This is a genomic window from Burkholderia sp. RF2-non_BP3 (assembly GCF_001522185.1).
Taxonomy (GTDB): domain Bacteria; phylum Pseudomonadota; class Gammaproteobacteria; order Burkholderiales; family Burkholderiaceae; genus Burkholderia; species Burkholderia diffusa.
Genome location: NZ_LOSU01000052.1, coordinates 40,485 through 59,149, shown reverse-complemented (window position 1 = coordinate 59,149; position 18,665 = coordinate 40,485). Strand labels below are relative to the sequence as shown.

21 protein-coding genes are annotated in these 18,665 nt (G+C 66.4%); 16 read left to right on the top strand and 5 right to left on the bottom strand.

Going from position 1 to position 18,665, the window contains the following annotated elements:
* Positions 1-62: 62 nt before the first annotated feature.
* From WS45_RS25200 to ftsB, 5 genes are all read left to right on the top strand, one after another.
* A complete protein-coding gene (locus tag WS45_RS25200; protein ID WP_059535830.1) occupies positions 63-908 on the top strand; it encodes an alpha/beta fold hydrolase in 846 nt (281 codons plus the stop codon).
* Between the two features lie 174 nt (positions 909-1,082).
* Positions 1,083-2,741 carry a CTP synthase gene (locus WS45_RS25195; protein WP_059690943.1) on the top strand — a complete coding sequence of 553 codons (1,659 nt, stop codon included), beginning with the start codon at positions 1,083-1,085 and terminating at the stop codon, positions 2,739-2,741.
* Positions 2,738-3,592 (top strand): 3-deoxy-8-phosphooctulonate synthase, encoded by an 855-nt coding sequence (kdsA, locus tag WS45_RS25190; RefSeq protein ID WP_014896643.1) that lies wholly within the window; start codon positions 2,738-2,740, stop codon positions 3,590-3,592. The genes WS45_RS25195 and kdsA overlap by 4 nt, the downstream gene beginning before the upstream one ends.
* A gap of 106 nt (positions 3,593-3,698) precedes the next feature.
* Positions 3,699-4,982, top strand: coding sequence for a phosphopyruvate hydratase (gene eno / locus WS45_RS25185; protein WP_011885396.1), 1,284 nt, complete (start codon positions 3,699-3,701; stop codon positions 4,980-4,982).
* An 82-nt stretch (positions 4,983-5,064) separates the two neighbouring features.
* Positions 5,065-5,490, top strand: coding sequence for a cell division protein FtsB (gene ftsB / locus WS45_RS25180; RefSeq protein WP_059535825.1), 426 nt, complete (start codon positions 5,065-5,067; stop codon positions 5,488-5,490).
* A 94-nt stretch (positions 5,491-5,584) separates the two neighbouring features.
* Here the strand turns inward: ftsB and WS45_RS25175 are convergent, their stop codons facing one another.
* The 3 genes from WS45_RS25175 to WS45_RS25165 form a co-directional block, all read right to left on the bottom strand.
* Positions 5,585-5,944: a hypothetical protein gene (locus tag WS45_RS25175; protein WP_059535824.1), complete on the bottom strand. Its 360-nt coding sequence runs from the start codon at positions 5,942-5,944 to the stop codon at positions 5,585-5,587.
* A 138-nt stretch (positions 5,945-6,082) separates the two neighbouring features.
* Complete coding sequence (gene hslO, locus WS45_RS25170) at positions 6,083-7,033, bottom strand: Hsp33 family molecular chaperone HslO (protein ID WP_059535822.1); 951 nt, start codon at positions 7,031-7,033, stop codon at positions 6,083-6,085.
* A gap of 25 nt (positions 7,034-7,058) precedes the next feature.
* Positions 7,059-7,583, bottom strand: coding sequence for a gamma carbonic anhydrase family protein (locus WS45_RS25165; protein WP_059702236.1), 525 nt, complete (start codon positions 7,581-7,583; stop codon positions 7,059-7,061).
* Between the two features lie 144 nt (positions 7,584-7,727).
* Between WS45_RS25165 and WS45_RS25160 the strand changes: the two genes are divergently transcribed.
* From WS45_RS25160 to WS45_RS35770, 11 genes are all read left to right on the top strand, one after another.
* On the top strand, positions 7,728-8,585 hold the full coding sequence (locus WS45_RS25160) for a ferritin-like domain-containing protein (RefSeq protein ID WP_059702233.1): 858 nt from the start codon (positions 7,728-7,730) through the stop codon (positions 8,583-8,585).
* 186 nt (positions 8,586-8,771) lie between these two features.
* Positions 8,772-9,662: an alpha/beta fold hydrolase gene (locus tag WS45_RS25155; protein ID WP_059690939.1), complete on the top strand. Its 891-nt coding sequence runs from the start codon at positions 8,772-8,774 to the stop codon at positions 9,660-9,662.
* 82 nt (positions 9,663-9,744) lie between these two features.
* The gene (locus WS45_RS25150; protein ID WP_059702231.1) at positions 9,745-10,575 is read left to right on the top strand and encodes a 3',5'-nucleoside bisphosphate phosphatase; all 831 of its coding nucleotides are present in this window, start codon (positions 9,745-9,747) and stop codon (positions 10,573-10,575) included.
* 72 nt (positions 10,576-10,647) lie between these two features.
* Positions 10,648-11,280: an L-threonylcarbamoyladenylate synthase gene (locus tag WS45_RS25145; RefSeq protein ID WP_059535812.1), complete on the top strand. Its 633-nt coding sequence runs from the start codon at positions 10,648-10,650 to the stop codon at positions 11,278-11,280.
* A 45-nt stretch (positions 11,281-11,325) separates the two neighbouring features.
* Positions 11,326-11,988 (top strand): site-2 protease family protein, encoded by a 663-nt coding sequence (locus tag WS45_RS25140; protein WP_059690936.1) that lies wholly within the window; start codon positions 11,326-11,328, stop codon positions 11,986-11,988.
* A gap of 8 nt (positions 11,989-11,996) precedes the next feature.
* Positions 11,997-13,199, top strand: a complete 1,203-nt coding sequence (locus tag WS45_RS25135) for a tryptophan--tRNA ligase (protein ID WP_059690935.1) — start codon at positions 11,997-11,999, stop codon at positions 13,197-13,199.
* Between the two features lie 9 nt (positions 13,200-13,208).
* On the top strand, positions 13,209-13,811 hold the full coding sequence (locus WS45_RS25130) for a class I SAM-dependent methyltransferase (RefSeq protein ID WP_059702229.1): 603 nt from the start codon (positions 13,209-13,211) through the stop codon (positions 13,809-13,811).
* A 47-nt stretch (positions 13,812-13,858) separates the two neighbouring features.
* Entirely contained in the window at positions 13,859-14,761 is a 903-nt protein-coding gene (gene dapA, locus WS45_RS25125; RefSeq protein WP_059702227.1) for a 4-hydroxy-tetrahydrodipicolinate synthase, read from the top strand.
* A 111-nt stretch (positions 14,762-14,872) separates the two neighbouring features.
* Positions 14,873-16,018, top strand: a complete 1,146-nt coding sequence (gene bamC / locus WS45_RS25120; protein ID WP_059535804.1) for an outer membrane protein assembly factor BamC — start codon at positions 14,873-14,875, stop codon at positions 16,016-16,018.
* A 4-nt stretch (positions 16,019-16,022) separates the two neighbouring features.
* On the top strand, positions 16,023-16,799 hold the full coding sequence (locus WS45_RS25115; protein ID WP_059702225.1) for an MBL fold metallo-hydrolase: 777 nt from the start codon (positions 16,023-16,025) through the stop codon (positions 16,797-16,799).
* A 114-nt stretch (positions 16,800-16,913) separates the two neighbouring features.
* Entirely contained in the window at positions 16,914-17,096 is a 183-nt protein-coding gene (locus tag WS45_RS35770) for a hypothetical protein (protein ID WP_162499716.1), read from the top strand.
* Between the two features lie 20 nt (positions 17,097-17,116).
* Here WS45_RS35770 and WS45_RS36570 read toward each other — a convergent pair whose 3' ends face one another.
* Together WS45_RS36570 and WS45_RS25110 are read right to left on the bottom strand one after the other, a co-directional pair.
* A complete protein-coding gene (locus tag WS45_RS36570) occupies positions 17,117-17,362 on the bottom strand; it encodes a hypothetical protein (protein WP_011657350.1) in 246 nt (81 codons plus the stop codon).
* A 54-nt stretch (positions 17,363-17,416) separates the two neighbouring features.
* Entirely contained in the window at positions 17,417-18,637 is a 1,221-nt protein-coding gene (locus tag WS45_RS25110; RefSeq protein WP_059690931.1) for a cupin domain-containing protein, read from the bottom strand.
* Positions 18,638-18,665: the final 28 nt, after the last annotated feature.

Below are 18,665 nucleotides of genomic sequence, written 5' to 3'. Positions count from 1 at the left end.
AAGCATGGGACCGGAGTCAGCTCGAGCGCGCTGACTCCGGTCGACAAAGGAGACATCGGCGTTTGAAGGACATCCTCCATTTCTCGCATGCGAACGGTTTTCCGGCATCGACGTACCGGACGATCTTCGCCGAGCTGGCAGACGACTACGAGCTGCGCTACATCGAGCGCATCGGTCACGACCGCCGCTACCCGGTGACGCGCGACTGGCCGCATCTCGTCGAGCAGCTGCTCGACGACATCGGCAGCCGCTACGAGCGCCCGGTCTGGCTCGTCGGCCATTCGCTCGGCGGTTACCTGTCGTTGATGGCCGCGCTGAAGAAGCCGCACTGGGTGCGCGGCGTGGTGATGATCGATTCGCCGATCATCGCGGGATGGCGCGCCGGCGCATTGCGCGCGAGCCAGTGGGCCGGCCTCGACGAACGGCTGTCGCCGGCGGCCGCGACGCGCAACCGGCGCACGCGCTGGGTGAGCCGCGACGAAGCCTGGCGGCATTTTCACGAGAAACCCGCGTTCGCGCGCTGGGACGAGCGGATGCTGTCCGACTACATCGACTACGGCATTCCACAGGCGGGCGCCGACGGCGAACGCGTGCTCGCGTTCGACCGGCAGGTCGAATACCTGATCTACCGGACACTGCCGCATACGCTCGGTCCGCGGCTCGCGCACGGCGCGCCGGTGCCGCTCGGCTTTCTCGCCGGCACGCGCTCGCGCGAAGTGCGGCAGGTCGGGCTCGATGCGACGCGTCGCGCGGCGCGCGGGCGCATCGAATGGCTCGAGGGCAGCCACCTGTTCCCGATGGAGCGGCCGATCGAGACGGCCCGCGCATTGCAGCGGATGCTGAGTTCGCTGAAAACGGCGGAGGGCGGCGTGCCGCGCGACAGCGCGGCGCTCGCGAAAAGCGCCTGACGCATCGGCCCGGTGCACCGGGCCGGCGTGCGCGGTTGCACCGACCGGCCGGCCGGTGCGCCCCGGCGCGCACGGCTGGCGCGGCACAGCGCGAAAGGGCGCGATCATCGCGTCAATTGCTGAGAGAAGGGCGGGCTTTACGGTATAATCCGTTTTTCCCGCGAGCATCCAGCGATGACCAAATATGTTTTCGTCACCGGCGGCGTAGTTTCTTCCCTCGGCAAGGGTATTGCCGCCGCCTCTCTCGCCGCGATCCTCGAATCGCGCGGTCTGAAAGTCACCCTCCTCAAACTCGATCCCTACATCAACGTCGACCCCGGCACGATGAGCCCGTTCCAGCACGGCGAAGTGTTCGTGACGGAAGACGGAGCGGAGACCGACCTCGACCTCGGCCACTATGAGCGCTTCATCAGCACGAAGATGCGCAAGGCCAACAACTTCACGACCGGCCAGATCTACGAATCGGTGATCCGCAAGGAACGCCGCGGCGACTATCTCGGCAAGACCGTGCAGGTGATTCCGCACATCACGAACGAAATCCAGGCGTTCATCGAGCGCGGGGCGGCATCGGCCACCTGCGGCGAGCCGGACGTCGCGATCGTCGAGATCGGCGGCACGGTCGGCGACATCGAGTCGCTGCCGTTCCTCGAGGCCGCGCGCCAGATGAGCCTGCGCCTCGGCCGCAACAGCGCGTGCTTCGTGCACCTGACGCTCGTGCCGTACGTCGCGACGGCCGGCGAGCTGAAGACGAAGCCGACCCAGCACAGCGTGCAGAAGCTGCGGGAGATCGGCATCCTGCCGCACGTGCTGCTGTGCCGTGCGGATCGCCGCATCCCCGACGACGAATCGAAGAAGATCTCGATGTTCTCGAACGTGCCGGAAGATGCCGTGATCTCGGTGTGGGACGCCGACAGCATCTACAAGATTCCGCAGATGCTGCACGACCAGGGCCTCGACCGGATCATCTGCGAGGAACTGAAGCTGTCGCCGAAGGACGCCGACCTGAGCATGTGGTCGGAGCTCGTCGAGAAGCTGGAAAACCCGAAGCACGAAGTCACGATCGGCATGGTCGGCAAGTATGTCGACCTGACCGAGTCGTACAAGTCGCTGATCGAGGCGCTGCGCCACGCATCGCTGCACACGTCGACCAAGGTCAACATCGAGTACATCGACTCGGAAGAGATCGAGACGAACGGTGTCGACAGCCTGAAGCATCTCGACGCCGTGCTGGTGCCGGGCGGTTTCGGCCGTCGTGGCACGGAAGGCAAGATCGCCGCGATCCGCTACGCGCGCGAGTCGAAGGTGCCGTACCTCGGCATCTGCCTCGGCATGCAGCTCGCGGTGATCGAATTCGCGCGCGACGTCGTCGGCATGAAGCAGGCAAACAGCACGGAATTCGATCCGGACACGCCGGAACGCGTGGTCGCGCTGATCACCGAGTGGTACGACCGCGAAGGCAAGGTCGAGACGCGCACCGAGGAATCCGATCTCGGCGGCACGATGCGCCTCGGCTCGCAACGTTGTCCGATCAAGCCCGGCACGATGGCCGAAGAGATCTACGGCAAGGACGTGAACGAGCGCCACCGCCACCGTTATGAAGTCAATAACCGCTTCGTGCCCCAGCTCGAAGCCGGCGGCCTTATCATCAGCGCCCGTACCCCGAGCGAGGATCTGCCGGAAATGATGGAGCTGCCGCGTTCGATGCACCCGTGGTTCGTCGGCGTCCAGTTCCACCCGGAATTCACGTCCACGCCGCGTGACGGTCATCCCCTGTTCAAGTCGTTCGTCGAAGCCGCGCTCGCCAACAAGCAGGCGCGTGGAGTGCAAGCATGAAGCTGTGCGATTTCGAGGTCGGTCTCGACCAGCCTTTCTTCCTGATCGCGGGTACCTGCGTCGTCGAATCGGAGCAAATGACGATCGACACGGCGGGCCGCCTGAAGGAGATCTGCGAGAAGCTGAACGTTCCGTTCATCTACAAATCGTCCTACGACAAGGCGAATCGCAGCTCGGGCAAGTCGTTTCGCGGCCTCGGAATGGACGAGGGGCTGCGGATCCTCGGCGAGGTGAAGCGCCAGCTCGGCCTGCCGGTGCTGACCGACGTGCATTCGATCGAAGAGATCGAGCAGGTCGCATCGGTCGTCGACGTGCTGCAGACGCCCGCGTTCCTGTGCCGCCAGACCGACTTCATCCACGCGTGCGCGCGCTCGGGCAAGCCCGTCAACATCAAGAAGGGCCAGTTCCTCGCGCCGCACGACATGAAGAACGTGATCGACAAGGCGCGCGACGCGGCGCGTGAAGCCGGTCTGTCGGAAGACCGCTTCATGGCGTGTGAGCGCGGCGTCTCGTTCGGCTACAACAACCTCGTGTCCGATATGCGTTCGCTCGCGATCATGCGCGAGACGAGCGCGCCGGTCGTGTTCGACGCGACCCACTCGGTGCAGCTGCCGGGCGGGCAGGGCACGAGCTCGGGCGGCCAGCGCGAATTCGTGCCGGTGCTCGCGCGTGCCGCGGTCGCGACGGGCGTCGCGGGCCTGTTCATGGAAACGCACCCGAATCCGGCCGAAGCGAAGTCCGACGGCCCGAACGCGGTGCCGCTGAACCGGATGGGCGCGCTGCTGGAGACCCTCGTCACGCTCGACCAGGCGGTGAAGCGCAATCCGTTCCTGGAAAACGATTTCAACTAAAGATCGAATGAACCTTGCGGCGGCTTCGCGCGTCAGTAGCGTAGGCGGTTTCGGCGCGCGTGCCATCGCAGTTTGAAGAATCCATCGTCATTCTCAGAGGAAACCCATGAGTGCAATCGTAGATATCATCGGCCGCGAGATTCTGGATTCGCGCGGCAACCCCACCGTCGAATGCGACGTGCTGCTCGAATCGGGCACGATGGGCCGCGCGGCGGTGCCGTCGGGCGCATCCACCGGCTCGCGTGAAGCGATCGAACTGCGCGACGGCGAAGCCGGCCGCTACAACGGCAAGGGCGTGCTGAAGGCCGTCGAGCACATCAACACCGAAATCTCCGAAGCCATCATGGGCCTCGACGCGTCGGAACAGGCGTTCCTCGACAAGACGCTGCTCGAGCTGGACGGCACCGACAACAAGTCGCGCCTCGGCGCGAACGCGATGCTGGCCGTGTCGATGGCCGTCGCGAAGGCAGCAGCTGAAGAAGCCGGCCTGCCGCTGTACCGCTACTTCGGCGGCTCGGGCGCGATGCAGCTGCCCGTCCCGATGATGAACATCGTCAACGGCGGCGCGCACGCGAACAACAGCCTCGACATCCAGGAATTCATGATCGTCCCGGTGAGCCAGCCGACGTTCCGTGAAGCCCTGCGTTGCGGCGCGGAAGTGTTCCACGCGCTGAAGAAGATCCTGAGCGACCGCGGCATGAGCACGGCAGTCGGCGACGAAGGCGGCTTCGCGCCGAACTTCGGCAGCAACGACGAGTGCCTGTCGACGATCCTGCAGGCGATCGAGAAGGCCGGCTACCGTGCCGGCGAAGACGTGCTGCTCGCGCTCGACTGCGCCGCATCCGAGTTCTACCACGACGGCAAGTACCAGCTCGCGGGCGAAGGCCTGCAACTGTCGTCGGCCGAATTCACCGACTACCTCGCGACGCTCGCCGACAAGTTCCCGATCGTGTCGATCGAGGACGGCATGCACGAAGGCGACTGGGACGGCTGGAAGCTGCTGACCGAGCGCCTCGGCAAGAAGGTGCAGCTCGTCGGCGACGACCTGTTCGTCACGAACACGCGCATCCTGAAGGAAGGCATCGAGAAGGGCATCGCGAACTCGATCCTCATCAAGATCAACCAGATCGGTACGCTGACCGAAACGTTCGCGGCAATCGAAATGGCGAAGCGCGCCGGCTACACGGCCGTGATCTCGCACCGCTCGGGCGAAACGGAAGATTCGACGATCGCGGACATCGCGGTCGGCCTGAACGCCGGTCAGATCAAGACGGGTTCGCTGTCGCGCAGCGACCGCATCTCGAAGTACAACCAGCTGCTGCGCATCGAGGAAGACCTCGGCGATATCGCGAGCTACCCGGGCAAATCGGCTTTCTATAACCTGCGCTAACGCGCTACTATCGGGTTCGTCATCTCGACGCCGCTCTGTGCATGTTGCGCGGAGCGGCGCTTCTTATATCTGCGTCTCCTACATGCGGCTTGTCACTGTCGTCCTGATTGCCTTGCTGGCGCTCATTCAGTACCCCCTATGGTGGGGACACGGCGGCTGGTTGCGGGTGCACGAATTGCGCCAGCAGCTCGGCGATCAACTGCAGAAGAATGCGGACGAGAAGCTGCGCAATGAACGGATCGCGGGCGAAGTGCAGGATCTGCAGGGCGGTACCGCGGCCATCGAGGAGCGCGCGCGCTACGAGATGGGCATGGTCAAGGACGGCGAAGTATTCGTGCAGTTCGTGTCGCCGAATGCGCCGGCCGCGCCGCTGAACAACACGCCTTCGAGCACGTCGACGCGCGGTACGGTGTCCGCGGCGCCCGTGCGCGTCGTGCCGAACCCGCAATCGATCGCGAAGCCGTCGCGGCATCACGGCGGCGAGAAGGGCAAGGCCGCGCATCACTGAGCGCGGGTGTCTGAACCATTGAAAAAGCGCGGGAAATGCCGCGCTTTTTTATTTCCTGTCAGTCTTCAATCGAGTCGGTCGACGCGATCACGCATCACCACCACCAGCCCGGGTAACCGTAGCCATAACCGATGCCGGTGCCCCACCGGTTTCCCCAACCGCCGCCGTAATAGCCGCCATAGACGGTCACGGGGGGCGGCGAGTAATACGCCCAGGCGCGCGCGGCTGCCTCGGCCGCCATCGCGTCGTTCTGCTCGCGCAGCACCTGCCGGTCGATTTCGTCGTAGCGTTTGCGCTCCGCGCTCGACAGCGCGGGCGGCTGGCCGCCCGATGCGCCCGGTTCGGGCAGCCGGCTCAGGATCGTCGACGAAGGCGGCTGCACCGCGCAGCCGGCGAGGGCCAGTGTGCTGGCGGCGACACTGGTCAGGACGAGGGTGCGGAATGGGCGATTCATGAATTTCTCCAGCAGCGCGCCGACAGCGGAAAGCGGTTTGCGCCGAAGGCGGGACCTCCGGCGCCTGAGCCGTGCGTGCGACGCTCGTGCGTCATTATGCGCCCGCGCGCGCATGGCTCGCACGGGCGCGCCGCTCACTCAGTGGCGCTGATCGGTCGCGGGCGTGATGCCGGTCGCGAGTTCCGGCGCGGCGAACAGCTGCGCGACGTCGACGGGATCGAACTCGTAGCGCTGGTTGCAGAACTCGCAGTGGATCTCGACGTGACCGCGCTCGACGATCACGCTGTCGACTTCGTCGCGGCCGAGCATGCGCAGCATCGCGCCGACCTTCTCGCGCGAGCACGAGCACTGGAAGCGCGTACCGGCCGGGTCGAAGTGCTGCACGTTTTCCTGCCAGAAGAGCCGGCGGAACACGACTTCCGGTTCGACCTCGAGCAGTTCCTTCGCGGACAGCGTGCCGCCCAGCGTGCAGACGCGCTCCCACGTGTCGGCGTCGGTCTCGGCGTTGCGCGGCACGATGCCGCCGTCGCCCGGCAGCTTCTGCAGCAGCATGCCGACCGCGCGGTCGCGATCGGCCGCGAGCCACAGCCGCGTGTCGAGCTGCTCCGAGTGATGCATGTAATGCTCGAGCACTTGCGACACCGATTCGAGCGGACCGTCGACGCCGTTCAGCGGCACGATGCCCTGATACGGCTGCTGGCCCGGCAGCTTCTCGGCCGGATCGAGCGTGATCACGCAACGGCCGTGGCCGCTCGCGTTGACGAGCGACGCGAAGTGCGTGTCGTCGCCGATCGTCTGCGCGACGTCGCCGGCGAACTTGGCCGTGGCGCGCATCGACAGGTCCGAGCCGCACTGGACGACCAGCATCTGGACCGGCCCGTCGCCGAAGATCTGCATGATCAGGGTGCCGTGAAATTTCAGGTTCGCGGACAGCAGCGCACACGCGGCCATCATCTCGCCGAGCACCGTGCGCACCGGGGCAGGGTAGTCACGGCGGGAAAGCACCTCTTGCCACGTGTTGCGCAGCGACACGATCTCGCCGCGCACGGGTGCCGAATTGAACATGAATTTCTGTAACTGGTCGCTCACTCTTCTTCCTTGAAATCCGCGCGAATCAGCCGATTCGCACGAGTTGCTCCTTGAAATGCGCGCGTCGTTCGACGTACGTCTTCGCATTTGCGCGCAGCCGCGCGACGTCGTCCGCCGACAGCTCGCGCACGACCTTCGCCGGGGCGCCGAGAATCAGCGAATTGTCCGGGAACGTCTTGCCTTCCGTCACCACCGCGCCGGCACCAACCAGACAGTTGCGGCCGATGACCGCACCATTCAAGACCACCGCCTGAATCCCGATCAGCGAACCTTCGCCGATCGTGCATCCGTGCAGCATCGCCTGGTGCCCGATCGTCACGTTCTCGGCAATCGTCAGAGGAAAGCCGGGATCCGTATGCAGGACCGCGCCTTCCTGGACGTTGCTGCCGGCACCGACCGCGATCGTCTCGTTGTCGCCGCGAATTGTCGCGCCGAACCATACGCTCGCGTTTTCCTCGAGCACGACCTTGCCGATGATGGCCGCCGTATCGGCGACGAATACGCTTTCGTGGATCGTCGGGGCCGTCTCGCCCAGTTTGTAGATCGTCACGGAGTCTCCTGGTCTCTTCGGTGATGGGCGCCGGTAGAATGGCGCGTCTGGCGTGCCGGGCGCATTGCGTGACGGCACAAACGCATATTGTAAACCGTCGCGTGCATGCGCTCCCGCGATGCGCACGGGCGGTGCCCCCGCTTGATGAACATGGAGCCTTCTACTTTCATGGCTGCGCCGCACTGCGTGCGACGCACCGCGCTCGACGCGCTGCGGATGTCCGAGCCGGCCGCGAAGGCCGCTCGGGTCCGCGCGCTGCATGACGCGCTGCTGGCCGGGCAGGCCGCGATCGCACCGGCGCTCGATCTGGACGAACCGACCGACCTGCCCGGCCGTCCGGCGCGCCCGCCGCTCGTCGAGCCGCGCCAGCTCGAGCGCCGCAGCATGCGCTCGCCCGCAGGGCGCGCGGTGCTGCTGCATGCCCTCGCGCATATCGAATTCAACGCGATCAACCTCGCGCTCGATGCCGTGTGGCGCTTCGCCGGGATGCCCGACGCATTCTATGCGGACTGGCTGAAGGTCGCGGCCGAGGAGGCCCATCACTTCACGCTGCTCTCCGAGCGGCTTGCCGGATTCGGGCATGTATACGGTGATTTTCCCGCGCACAACGGGCTGTGGGAGATGTGCGAGCGGACCAAGGCCGATGTGCTCGCGCGGATGGCGCTCGTGCCGCGCACGCTCGAGGCGCGCGGGCTCGACGCGTCACCGCCGATCCGCGCGCGGCTCGTGCAGGCGGGCGACGACGCGTCCGCGGCGATCCTCGACGTGATCCTGCGCGACGAGATCGGCCATGTCGCGATCGGGAATCGCTGGTTCCGGTACTTGTGCGACGAGGCAGGTCGTGATCCGGTGCCGGCCTACCGCGAGCTCGCCGAGCAGTACCATGCGCCGCGACTGCGCGGCCCGTTCAATTTCGACGCGCGTCGCATCGCGGGGTTCGAGCAGGCGGAGCTGGACGAACTCGCCGCGCAGGACGCGGCGGACGGCAAGGTGGCCGGTTAGCGCGGCGGGCCGACGGGCGGGCGAACGCTGTCGCCGCGCCGGCCTCGCGGATCGTTCGGCGGCATGTCCGCGGTGTCCGCATGCCGATTCCACGCGCCGGCGCTAGAGAGCTGCCTCGACTGCCGGGCGCCGGAATGGAAGCGCCATCGCTATAATCGAACGACCATTCTTTTTTTGGCGGCTGCAATGAGTGCCTCGAGTTCTGTTTCCGATTTCGTCACGGTGCGCGGCGTCAAGCTGCATGTGCGGCGCTGGGGCCGGCCCGATGCGCCGACGCTGTTCATGCTGCACGGCTGGATGGACGTCGCGGCATCGTTCCAGTTCGTCGTCGACGCACTTGCGGGCGACTGGCAGGTGATCGCGCCGGATGCGCGCGGCTTCGGCCTGTCCGACTGGCCGGTCGCGAGGCAGGGCGGCGGTCATTACTGGTTCCACGAGTACCTGGGCGACCTCGATGCGCTCGTCGATCACTATGCGCCCACCGGCGAAGTCAATCTGATCGGGCACAGCATGGGGGCGAACGTCGTGTGCCTGTATGCGGGCGCGCGCCCGGAGCGCGTGCGGCGCGTGGTCGACCTCGAAGGGTTCGGGCTCGCCCCCGCGCGGGCCGAACAGGCGCCGCGCCGGCTGCGTGGCTGGCTCGACGAGCTGCGCGAGCCGCCGGTGTTGCGCCCGTACGCGTCGCTCGACGACGTGGCGGCCCGGCTGATCAAGACCAATCCGCGGCTCGAACCGCGCAGGGCCGCATTCCTTGCCGGGCACTGGTCGAAGCGTGGCGACGACGGCCTCTACCACCTGCTGGCGGATCCCGCGCACAAGATGGCGGGCCCGCAGCTGTACCGGCTCGACGAAGTGATGGCCGTCTGGAAGCAGGTGCGCGCGAAGGTGCTGCACGTCGAGGCCGTCAATTCGCCGACGCTCGCGTATCTCGCCGGCGACATCCCGCTGCCGGAGTTCAAGGCGCGCTTCGACGCGTTCCCCGATTGGCGCGAAAAGCTCGTCGAGGATGCCGGACACATGGTTCATCATGACCAGCCGGAGCAGATCGCGGCGCTGATCGAGGCGTTTTGCGCGTAGGCCGGCGGCGGCGGCGGCGGGGCAGGCGGGCGGCGCAATTGCCGCATTGCAGTAGAATGAAGCTTCACCTGCCATACCGACAATGAACGCTGATCTCCACTGCCATTCGAATGTTTCCGACGGGTTGCTGTCGCCTGCCGACGTCGCGCGTCGCGCCCATGCCGGCGGCGTGACCCTGTGGGCGCTGACCGACCACGACGAAATCGGCGGCCAGGCGGCGGCGCGCAGCGAGGCGGAGGCGCTGGGGATGCGCTACCTGAGCGGCGTCGAGATTTCGGTTACGTGGGCGTCGCGCACCGTGCATATCGTCGGGCTGAACATCGATCCGTCGAACCCGACGCTCGTGGACGGCCTCTACCGCACGCGCCACGGCCGCACCGCCCGTGCACGGGCGATTGCCGCGCAACTCGAGACGCTCGGCATTCCCGGCGCGTACGAAGGCGCACTCAAGTACGTATCGAATCCCGACCTGATCTCGCGCACCCACTTCGCGCGCTTCCTGGTCGAGAACGGTCATGCCGAATCGACCTCCGACGTGTTCGACCGCCTGCTCGGCGACGGCAAGCCCGGGTTCGTCCCGCACCGCTGGGCGACGCTTTCCGACGCCGTTGCATGGATTCGCGCGGCGGGCGGCGAGGCCGTGGTCGCGCACCCGGGCCGCTATCGCTACACGCCGGTCGAATTCGATGCGTTTTTCGGCGAATTCATCGATCTCGGCGGCCGCGCGATCGAGGTCATTACGGGCAGCCACACGCCCGACCAGTACCGCGAATACGCGGACGTCGCGCGCCGCTTCGGCTTCGAGGTGTCGCGCGGCTCGGATTTCCATGCGCCGGGCGAGGGCCGCATCGAGCTCGGTAGCCTGCCGCCATTGCCGCCCGACCTGAAACCGCTCTGGGAGCGCTGGCTCTGACGTACCGCGGCCGCTTGCCGCCGGCGCTGCCGCCCAGGCGCGCATCCGACTTCTCCCTCTTTACGTGTCCCCATGTCCCAGTTCTTCAGGATTCATCCGGATAATCCGCAGCCGCGCCTGATCAAGCAGGCCGCGGACATCGTCAGCAAGGGCGGCGTGATCGCGATGCCGACCGATTCGAGCTACGCGCTCGCGTGCCACCTCGACGACAAGGACGCGGTCGAGCGCGTGCGCCGCATCCGCGGCCTCGACGAGAAGCAGCATCTTTCGCTGCTCGTGCGCGACCTGTCGGAACTGGCCAACTTCGCGATGGTGGACAACCGTCAGTACCGGCAGATCAAGTCGGTGACGCCGGGCCCGTACGTGTTCATCCTGCAGGCGACGAAGGAAGTGCCGCGCCGGCTGTCGCACCCGTCGCGCAAGACGATCGGGCTGCGTGTGCCCGATCACGCGATCACGCTCGCGCTGCTCGAATCGCTCGGCCAGCCGCTGCTCGGCACGACGCTGATCCTGCCGCCTGACGACGAGCCGCTCAACGATCCCGACGACATCCGCGCGCGGCTCGAGAAGCAGGTCGATCTCGTGATCGACGGCGGCGCGTGTCCGCGCGAGCCGTCGACGGTGATCGATCTGACGGGCGACGAGCCGCAGCTCGTGCGCGCGGGGCGCGGCGCGCTCGAACCGTTCGGGCTTTCGGCCGCGTAAGCGCCTTTCATTTTTGCGCGAGTGCGCTTGTTACAATAACGCGATATGGACGCTTCCCTGATACAGACCATCGCCGTCTACGCGCTGCCCGTGATCTTCGCGATCACGCTGCACGAGGCCGCGCACGGCTATGCCGCACGCCTGCTCGGCGACAACACCGCCTACATGATGGGGCGCGTGTCGTTCAACCCGATGCGCCACATCGATCCGATCGGCACGATCGCGATCCCGCTCGCGATGTATTTCCTGACGGGCGGCGCTTTCCTGTTCGGCTATGCGAAGCCGGTGCCGGTGTCGTTCGGCAACTTGCGCGATCCGCGCTGGGGCAGCCTGTGGGTGTCGCTGGCGGGCCCGGCCTGCAACTTCGTGCAGGCACTGATCTGGGGCGTGCTGACCATCGTGCTGCCCGCTGCCGGCATCGACGAGCCGTTCTTCACGCGGATGGCCTACGCCGGCGTCAGCGCGAACCTGGTGCTCGGCGTGCTGAACCTGTTTCCGCTGCCGCCGCTCGACGGCGGCCGCATCCTGGCGGCGCTGCTGCCGCCGAAGCAATCGATCGCGCTGTCGCGCATCGAGCCGTATGGTTTCATCATCGTCCTCGTGCTGGTCATGACGGGCGTGCTGACGAACTTCTGGCTGCGTCCGCTCGTGAACGCCGCGGCCGGCGTGCTGAGCGCCATCCTGTCTCCCTTCGCCTCGCTTTTCTAACGACAATCATGTTCCCAGATCGTATTTTCTCCGGCATGCGACCCACCGGGTCGCTGCACCTCGGCCACTACCACGGCGTGCTGAAAAACTGGGTGAAGCTGCAGTCCGAGTACCCGTGCTTCTTCTGCGTGGTCGACTGGCATGCGCTGACGACGCACTACGAAACACCCGAGGTCATCGAGAAGAACGTGTGGGACGTGCTGATCGACTGGCTCGCGTCCGGCATCGATCCGGCGCAGGCGACGCTGTTCATCCAGAGCAAGGTGCCCGAGCATGCGGAACTCGCGCTGCTGCTCGGCATGAGCACGCCGCTCGGCTGGCTCGAACGCGTGCCGACCTACAAGGAGCAGATGGAGAAGCTGAAGGACAAGGACCTGTCGACCTACGGCTTCCTCGGCTACCCGGTGCTGATGGCGGCCGACATCCTGCTGTATCGCGGCTCGCTCGTGCCGGTCGGCGAGGACCAGGTGCCGCACGTCGAGATGACGCGCGAGATCGCGCGCCGCTTCAACTACCTGTACGGCCGCGAGCCGGGCTTCGAGGAGAAGGCGCTCGAAGCCGCGAAGAAGCTCGGCGGCAAGCGCGCGAAGCTTTATCACGAGCTGCGCAACGCGTATCAGCAGGAAGGCGACGACGAGGCGCTCGAACAGGCTCGCGCGATGCTGCAGGAATCGCAGAGCCTGTCGATGAGCGACCGCGAGCGCCTGTTCGGCTATCTCGAAGGCGCGCGCAAGATCATCCTGGTCGAGCCGCAGGCGATGTTGACCGAAGCGTCCCGGATGCCGGGCCTCGACGGCCAGAAGATGTCGAAGTCGTACGGCAATACGATCGGCCTGCGCGAGGATGCGGAGACGATCACGAAGAAGGTGCGCACGATGCCGACCGATCCGGCGCGCGTGCGCCGCACCGATCCGGGCGATCCGGACAAGTGCCCGGTGTGGCAGCTGCATCAGGTCTATACGGACGAAACGACGCACCAGTGGGTGCAGAGCGGCTGCCGCTCGGCGGGCATCGGCTGCCTCGACTGCAAGCAGCCGGTCGTCGAAGGGATCCTGCGCGAACAGCAGCCGATGCTCGAGCGCGCACAGAAGTACATGGACGATCCGTCGCTGCTGCGTGCGATCGTCGCGGACGGCTGCGACAAGGCGCGCAAGCACGCGGTCGAGACGATGCGCGACGTGCGCGAGGCGATGGGCCTGTCGTACACCTGACCTGACGGCATGCGCGAACCTGTCATTGCCGCCGCGGGCGGCCACGTCGCCCAGATCGAACCGTCGCGTTGGGTCGCCCGCTGGTCGCGGCTCGTCCAGGCGGGCGGCGCGGTGCTCGACGTTGCCGCGGGCGGCGGCCGCCATGCACGCTGGTTTGCGTCGCACGGGCATCCGGTCGTCGCGCTCGACCGCGATCCGGCCGCGCTGGCCGCATTGCGCGCGATTCCCGGCGTCGATGTGCGCGACGCCGATCTCGAGGGCGCGCCCTGGCCGCTGCCGGCCGGCGCGTCGTTCGCGGCAGTGATCGTCACCCATTATCTGCATCGCCCGCTCTGGCCCCAACTGCTCGATGCGGTGGCGCCGGGCGGCGTGCTGATCTACGAAACCTTCGCGCAAGGAAACGAAACGGTCGGCAAGCCGTCCAATCCCGCGTTCCTGCTCGCCCCGGGCGAGCTGCTGGACGCGGTGCGCGGCCGCCTGCGGGTGGTCGCGTACGAGGACGGATTCGTCGCCGCGCCGCGCGAGGCGTTCGTGCAGCGCGTCTGCGCGGTACGCGAGGGCGCGACCCCGACGGCGGGGGCGGGAATTCCACGTTACGAACTGCCCGGCTAATCCGCTACAATCTCAACGTTTACCGGTACATCAATCAATCGCGTTTCATGGCTAACGGCACCCAAGACGGCATTCAAATCCGCGGCAGCATCCCCGCGATCGTCACCCCGATGCTCGAAGACGGCAGTCTCGACCTGCCGGCGTTTCGCAAACTGATCGACTGGCACATCGCGGAAGGCACCGACGCACTCGTCGTGGTCGGCACGAGCGGCGAGTCGGCAACGCTCAACGTCGAAGAGCACATCCTGATGATCCGCACGGCGGTCGAGCATGCGGCGAAGCGCATCCCGATCATCGCGGGCGCGGGCGGCAATTCGACCGCCGAGGCGATCGAACTGACGAAGCATGCGAAGGCCGTCGGCGCCGACGCGACGCTGCAGGTCGTGCCGTACTACAACAAGCCCACGCAGGAAGGGATGTACCGGCACTTCAAGACGATCGCCGAAGCGGTCGACCTGCCGGTGATCCTGTACAACGTGCCCGGCCGGACGGTCGCGGACATGGCGCACGAGACGACGCTGCGCCTCGCGCAGGTGCCAGGCATCATCGGCGTGAAGGACGCGACCGGCAACATCGATCGCGCCGCGCACCTGATCAAGGTCGCGCCGAAGCATTTCGCGATCTACAGCGGCGACGATCCGACCGCGATCGCGCTGATGCTGCTCGGCGGCCACGGCAACATCTCGGTGACGGCGAACGTCGCGCCGCGCGCGATGAGCGACCTGTGCCGCGCGGCGCTGGCCGGCGACGTCGCAACGGCGCGCGAGCTGCACATGAAGCTGCTGTCGCTGCACAAGAACCTGTTCGTCGAGGCGAACCCGATTCCGGTGAAGTGGGCGCTGCAGGCAATGGGCAAGATGCAGGGCGGCATCCGCCTGCCGCTCACGCCGCTCGACGAGCGCTGTCACGATGTCGTGCGTTCGGCCCTCGTCGAGGCCGGCGTCCTCTGATGCTCAGGCGGCCGTGTCCTGCGGCCGCCGGCTCGACCCCTCATCAACCCGCACCGGCCGGCTCCGTCCGGCGCCGCTCCTGACGAGCGTTCTAGCAAGACGAAGGATTTCATGAAACGTTTCGCCTTTTCCTCTCGCGCCATCCAGGTTTCGGTGGTGGCGCTGGCGCTGGGCGCGCTCGCCGGCTGCGATACGCTGAACGATTATCTGGCTCCTGATCGGGTCAACTACAAGAACACGGGTTCGGCGCCGCCGCTCGCGGTGCCGAGCGACCTGAAGCCGGTGCCGACGACCCAGCAGTTCGTCGCGCCGCCGAGCAACGCCGGTCTCGGCACGCTGCCGCCGCGGGCGACGACCGCCGCCGGCAACGCGACCGACGGTGTCCCGAGCGCGCAGGATCCGCTCGGCATGCATATCGAGCGCGACGGCGACCGCCGCTGGCTCGTCGTGGACGGGCGCACGCCCGAGCAGCTGTGGCCGATCCTGAAGGAATTCTGGCAGGAGAACGGCTTCTCGCTGAAGACCGACGCACCGTCGACCGGCATCATGGCCACCGACTGGGCCGAGAACCGCGCGAACATTCCCGACGACTGGTTCCGTCGCACGATCGGCAAGGTCATCGACTTCGCTTACTCGTCGGGCACGCGCGACCGTTTCCGCACGCTCGTGAACCGTACGCCGGACGGCAACACCGACATCTCGATCACGCACAGCGCGATGGAGGAAATGATGGTCGGCCCGCAGGGCGGCACGTCGTCGCGCTGGGAAGAGCGTCCGCGCAATCCGGTGCTCGAGGCCGTGTTCCTGTCGAAGCTCATGCAGAAGTTCGGCCTGAGCGACGCGCAGGCGAAGCAGCTGCTGACCGATGCGCGTCCCGCGACGGCGCCGGCGCAGGTCAGCGATACGAGCAGCGGTGCCGCGACGCTGCAGCTGGCGGAATCGTTCGACCGTGCATGGCTGCGCGTCGGTCTCGCGCTCGACCGTACCAACTTCGCGGTCGACAATCGCGACCGCGAGAAGGGCGTGTACACGGTCCGTTACGCGAACACGATGGAAGAGCTCAAGCGCGACGGGCTGTTCGGCAAGCTGTTCTACGGCGGCCCGTCGGCGGCCAAGCCGGGCAAGGAATACCTGGTCAACGTGCGCGCGCAGGGCAGTGGCGGCACGCAGGTCGCGGTGGTCGACGCGAACGGCAAGGTCGACAACTCGTCGGACGCGCAGCGGATCATTTCGCTGCTGCATGCACAGTTGAACTGATCGCGTGCGCTTCGCCAGCCTCGGTAGCGGCAGCGAAGGCAACGCGCTGGTCGTCGAGGTCTCGAGCGGCACGACGACCACCCGCGTGCTGCTCGACTGCGGTTTTTCAGCGAAGGAGGTCGAGCGCCGCCTCGGCCGCCTGAATCTCGCCATCGACGATCTCGATGCGATCCTCATCACCCACGAACACAGCGACCACGTCGGTAGCGCGCTGACGCTCGCGCGGCGCGGGTCGCTGCCGCTCTACATGAGCTGGGGCACGGCCCGTGCGGTGGGCGCGAACGAAGCCGATGTCGATCTCCACGTATTGTGGGGCGACGAGACGGCCGCGATTCGCGATCTGGCCGTGATGCCCTATACGGTGCCCCATGACGCGCGGGAACCGCTCCAGTTCGTCTTCATGGACGGTTGCAGCCGACTCGGCGTGCTGACCGACGTCGGAATGGCCACACCGCATATCACGGCCGTTCTGAGCGGTTGTGACGCGCTGGTGCTCGAATCCAACCACGATACCGAGATGCTCGCCGGGAGCCGCTATCCGCAGTCGCTGAAGGCGCGGATCGGCGGCAATCACGGCCACCTGAGCAACGACGCCGCCGCGGGCATCCTCGCATCGCTCGAACGCAGCCGCCTCCAGCACTTGGTCGCGGCGCACCTGAGCCAGCAGAACAACCGGCCCGAGCTGGCCCGCCAGGCATTGGCCGGCGTGCTGGGAACGGACGGGGAGGAAATCGTCGTGGCCACGCAGGACGCGGGCTTCGACTGGCTGACGCTCGGCTGAGCGGGTGCAGGTAGGGCGTACAGGACGGCTCCTGGCCGGCCTGGCTGCCGGAAATGATGCGCGTAACCGACAGACGTAAAAAAACCGGCCCGAAGGCCGGTTTTTTTTCAGCTGATGCTGAGGCTTACTGGCTTGCGCCCGAAGCCGGAGCAGCCGTCGCTGCCGAAGCAGCCGACGCCACAGCAGCAGCTGCGTCGCTCGCAGCAGCCGTCGCCGACGAAGCAGCAGCCGAAGCGTCGCTCGCAGCACCAGCAACTGCCGAAGCAGCCGACGAAGCAGCAGCCGATGCGTCGCTAGCAGCCGACGAAGCAGCTTGATCAGCGCTCTTGTTGCAAGCAGCCAGTGCAACAGCAGCCAACAGGGAAGCTACGAGGAGGGATTTCTTCATGATCACGTCCTTTTATGGTTAAAGGTAAGCAACAGCGCGAAACAATACCGGTAATGTGCTCCAACACCGACCTGGGCCGCTGGTGGAGACGCACTTCTAGAGCGTGAATCTTCCCTACGGCTTGGGCGGAAATTATATGCACTTTCCTATCGACCGTCGACAAATGCGGGGTCAATACGTTGTCTTTCCCATACAGAATTTGATCTGCACGGGCATACGGGGAGGCTCACTAAATCCGGTTTCCGACCCGTATCCAGCCCGCACAATACCACTCGTGCAGCAAGGCTGTCATTGAGGGAACCCGGGATAGTGTTACAAACCGTTTCGCCTCCATGTGGCGCAGATTGGCCAGTTCGGGCAGCCATTCGCCGGCCTGCTCGAGCGGTTCTTCCTCGCCATTAATGAAGTACGAGCGCGCGTTATACATCAATGCGGCCCGTCTGTCGAGATACACGCCCCGGCGCGACGCCTGTGCGACGAACGCGGCCTCCGACAGCGGACGCGCCGGCGGCTCGAATACGACGTTTGATTTGGGTTCGCTCAGGTAGCAACCGAGGAATTCGGCGACGTCGCGCTTGCGCCAGCGGATTGCATCGACGATCTCGGCGACGCGCTCGACCATCGCCGGCGGCAGTTGCGCAGGCGTGTCGACCGCCGGCTGCTTCGGGTCGCGGTAAAGCGCGTCGCCACGCTCGTCCCGCAGGCCGCCGCGTTCCGCGAGGTAGTACAGGAATTGCGCGCCCAGCTCCCCGGCGGACGGCGCCCGAAAGCCGATCGAGCACGTCATGCATTCGCCTTCGGCCACGCCGTCGTGCGCGATGTGCGGCGGCAGGTACAGCATGTCGCCCGGCTCCAGCACCCACTCGTCGCTCGGCTCGAAATGCTCGAGGATCTTCAGCGGGACGTCCGGCTGCAGCGACAGGTCCTTCTGCGCACCGATGCGCCAGCGGCGCCGGCCCTCGACCTGCAGCAGGAATACGTCGTACGAGTCGAAGTGCGGGCCGACGCCGCCGCCGTCGGTCGCGTACGAAATCATCAGGTCGTCGAGGCGCGCGTCCGGGATGAAGCGGAAGCGGTCGAGCAGCGCGCGTGCCGCGTCGACGTGCAGGTCGAGCCCCTGCACGAGCAAGGACCAGGACTTGCGCGAAACGGCAGGCAGCGCGCCCGGCTCGAACGGACCGTGGGCCAGTTGCCACTTGTTACGAAAATGGGTGATCAGTCGCGATTCGGCGTCATAGTCGGCTGCGAGCTCGAACAGGGCGTCGCGCGTGACCGGCGGCTTCACGCCGGGGATCGCCTGACGGATCAGCAGCGGCTTCTTCTGCCAGTAGCGGCGCATGAATTGCGCCGGGGAGAGGCCGCCGAGCAGCGGCGTGGGAAGATCGGAAGGCGGCGCGCCGAGCGGGGCGGCAGCGGTATCCCGCGGTTCGGCTTGAGACCGGTTGCGCATCGTATAATGAGACTTGTATTTGGGAGAA

Excerpts from the sequence above, each read along its gene's own strand:
- WS45_RS25195 (WP_059690943.1), top strand. The coding sequence starts at position 1,083 with ATGACCAAATATGTTTTCGTCACCGGCGGCGTAGTTTCTTCCCTCGGC.
- kdsA (WP_014896643.1), top strand. The coding sequence starts at position 2,738 with ATGAAGCTGTGCGATTTCGAGGTCGGTCTCGACCAGCCTTTCTTCCTG.
- eno (WP_011885396.1), top strand. The coding sequence starts at position 3,699 with ATGAGTGCAATCGTAGATATCATCGGCCGCGAGATTCTGGATTCGCGC.
- ftsB (WP_059535825.1), top strand. The coding sequence starts at position 5,065 with ATGCGGCTTGTCACTGTCGTCCTGATTGCCTTGCTGGCGCTCATTCAG.
- WS45_RS25175 (WP_059535824.1), bottom strand. The coding sequence starts at position 5,944 with ATGAATCGCCCATTCCGCACCCTCGTCCTGACCAGTGTCGCCGCCAGC.
- WS45_RS25160 (WP_059702233.1), top strand. The coding sequence starts at position 7,728 with ATGAACATGGAGCCTTCTACTTTCATGGCTGCGCCGCACTGCGTGCGA.
- WS45_RS25155 (WP_059690939.1), top strand. The coding sequence starts at position 8,772 with ATGAGTGCCTCGAGTTCTGTTTCCGATTTCGTCACGGTGCGCGGCGTC.
- WS45_RS25150 (WP_059702231.1), top strand. The coding sequence starts at position 9,745 with ATGAACGCTGATCTCCACTGCCATTCGAATGTTTCCGACGGGTTGCTG.
- WS45_RS25145 (WP_059535812.1), top strand. The coding sequence starts at position 10,648 with ATGTCCCAGTTCTTCAGGATTCATCCGGATAATCCGCAGCCGCGCCTG.
- WS45_RS25140 (WP_059690936.1), top strand. The coding sequence starts at position 11,326 with ATGGACGCTTCCCTGATACAGACCATCGCCGTCTACGCGCTGCCCGTG.
- WS45_RS25135 (WP_059690935.1), top strand. The coding sequence starts at position 11,997 with ATGTTCCCAGATCGTATTTTCTCCGGCATGCGACCCACCGGGTCGCTG.
- WS45_RS25130 (WP_059702229.1), top strand. The coding sequence starts at position 13,209 with ATGCGCGAACCTGTCATTGCCGCCGCGGGCGGCCACGTCGCCCAGATC.
- dapA (WP_059702227.1), top strand. The coding sequence starts at position 13,859 with ATGGCTAACGGCACCCAAGACGGCATTCAAATCCGCGGCAGCATCCCC.
- bamC (WP_059535804.1), top strand. The coding sequence starts at position 14,873 with ATGAAACGTTTCGCCTTTTCCTCTCGCGCCATCCAGGTTTCGGTGGTG.
- WS45_RS35770 (WP_162499716.1), top strand. The coding sequence starts at position 16,914 with ATGCTGAGGCTTACTGGCTTGCGCCCGAAGCCGGAGCAGCCGTCGCTG.
- WS45_RS25110 (WP_059690931.1), bottom strand. The coding sequence starts at position 18,637 with ATGCGCAACCGGTCTCAAGCCGAACCGCGGGATACCGCTGCCGCCCCG.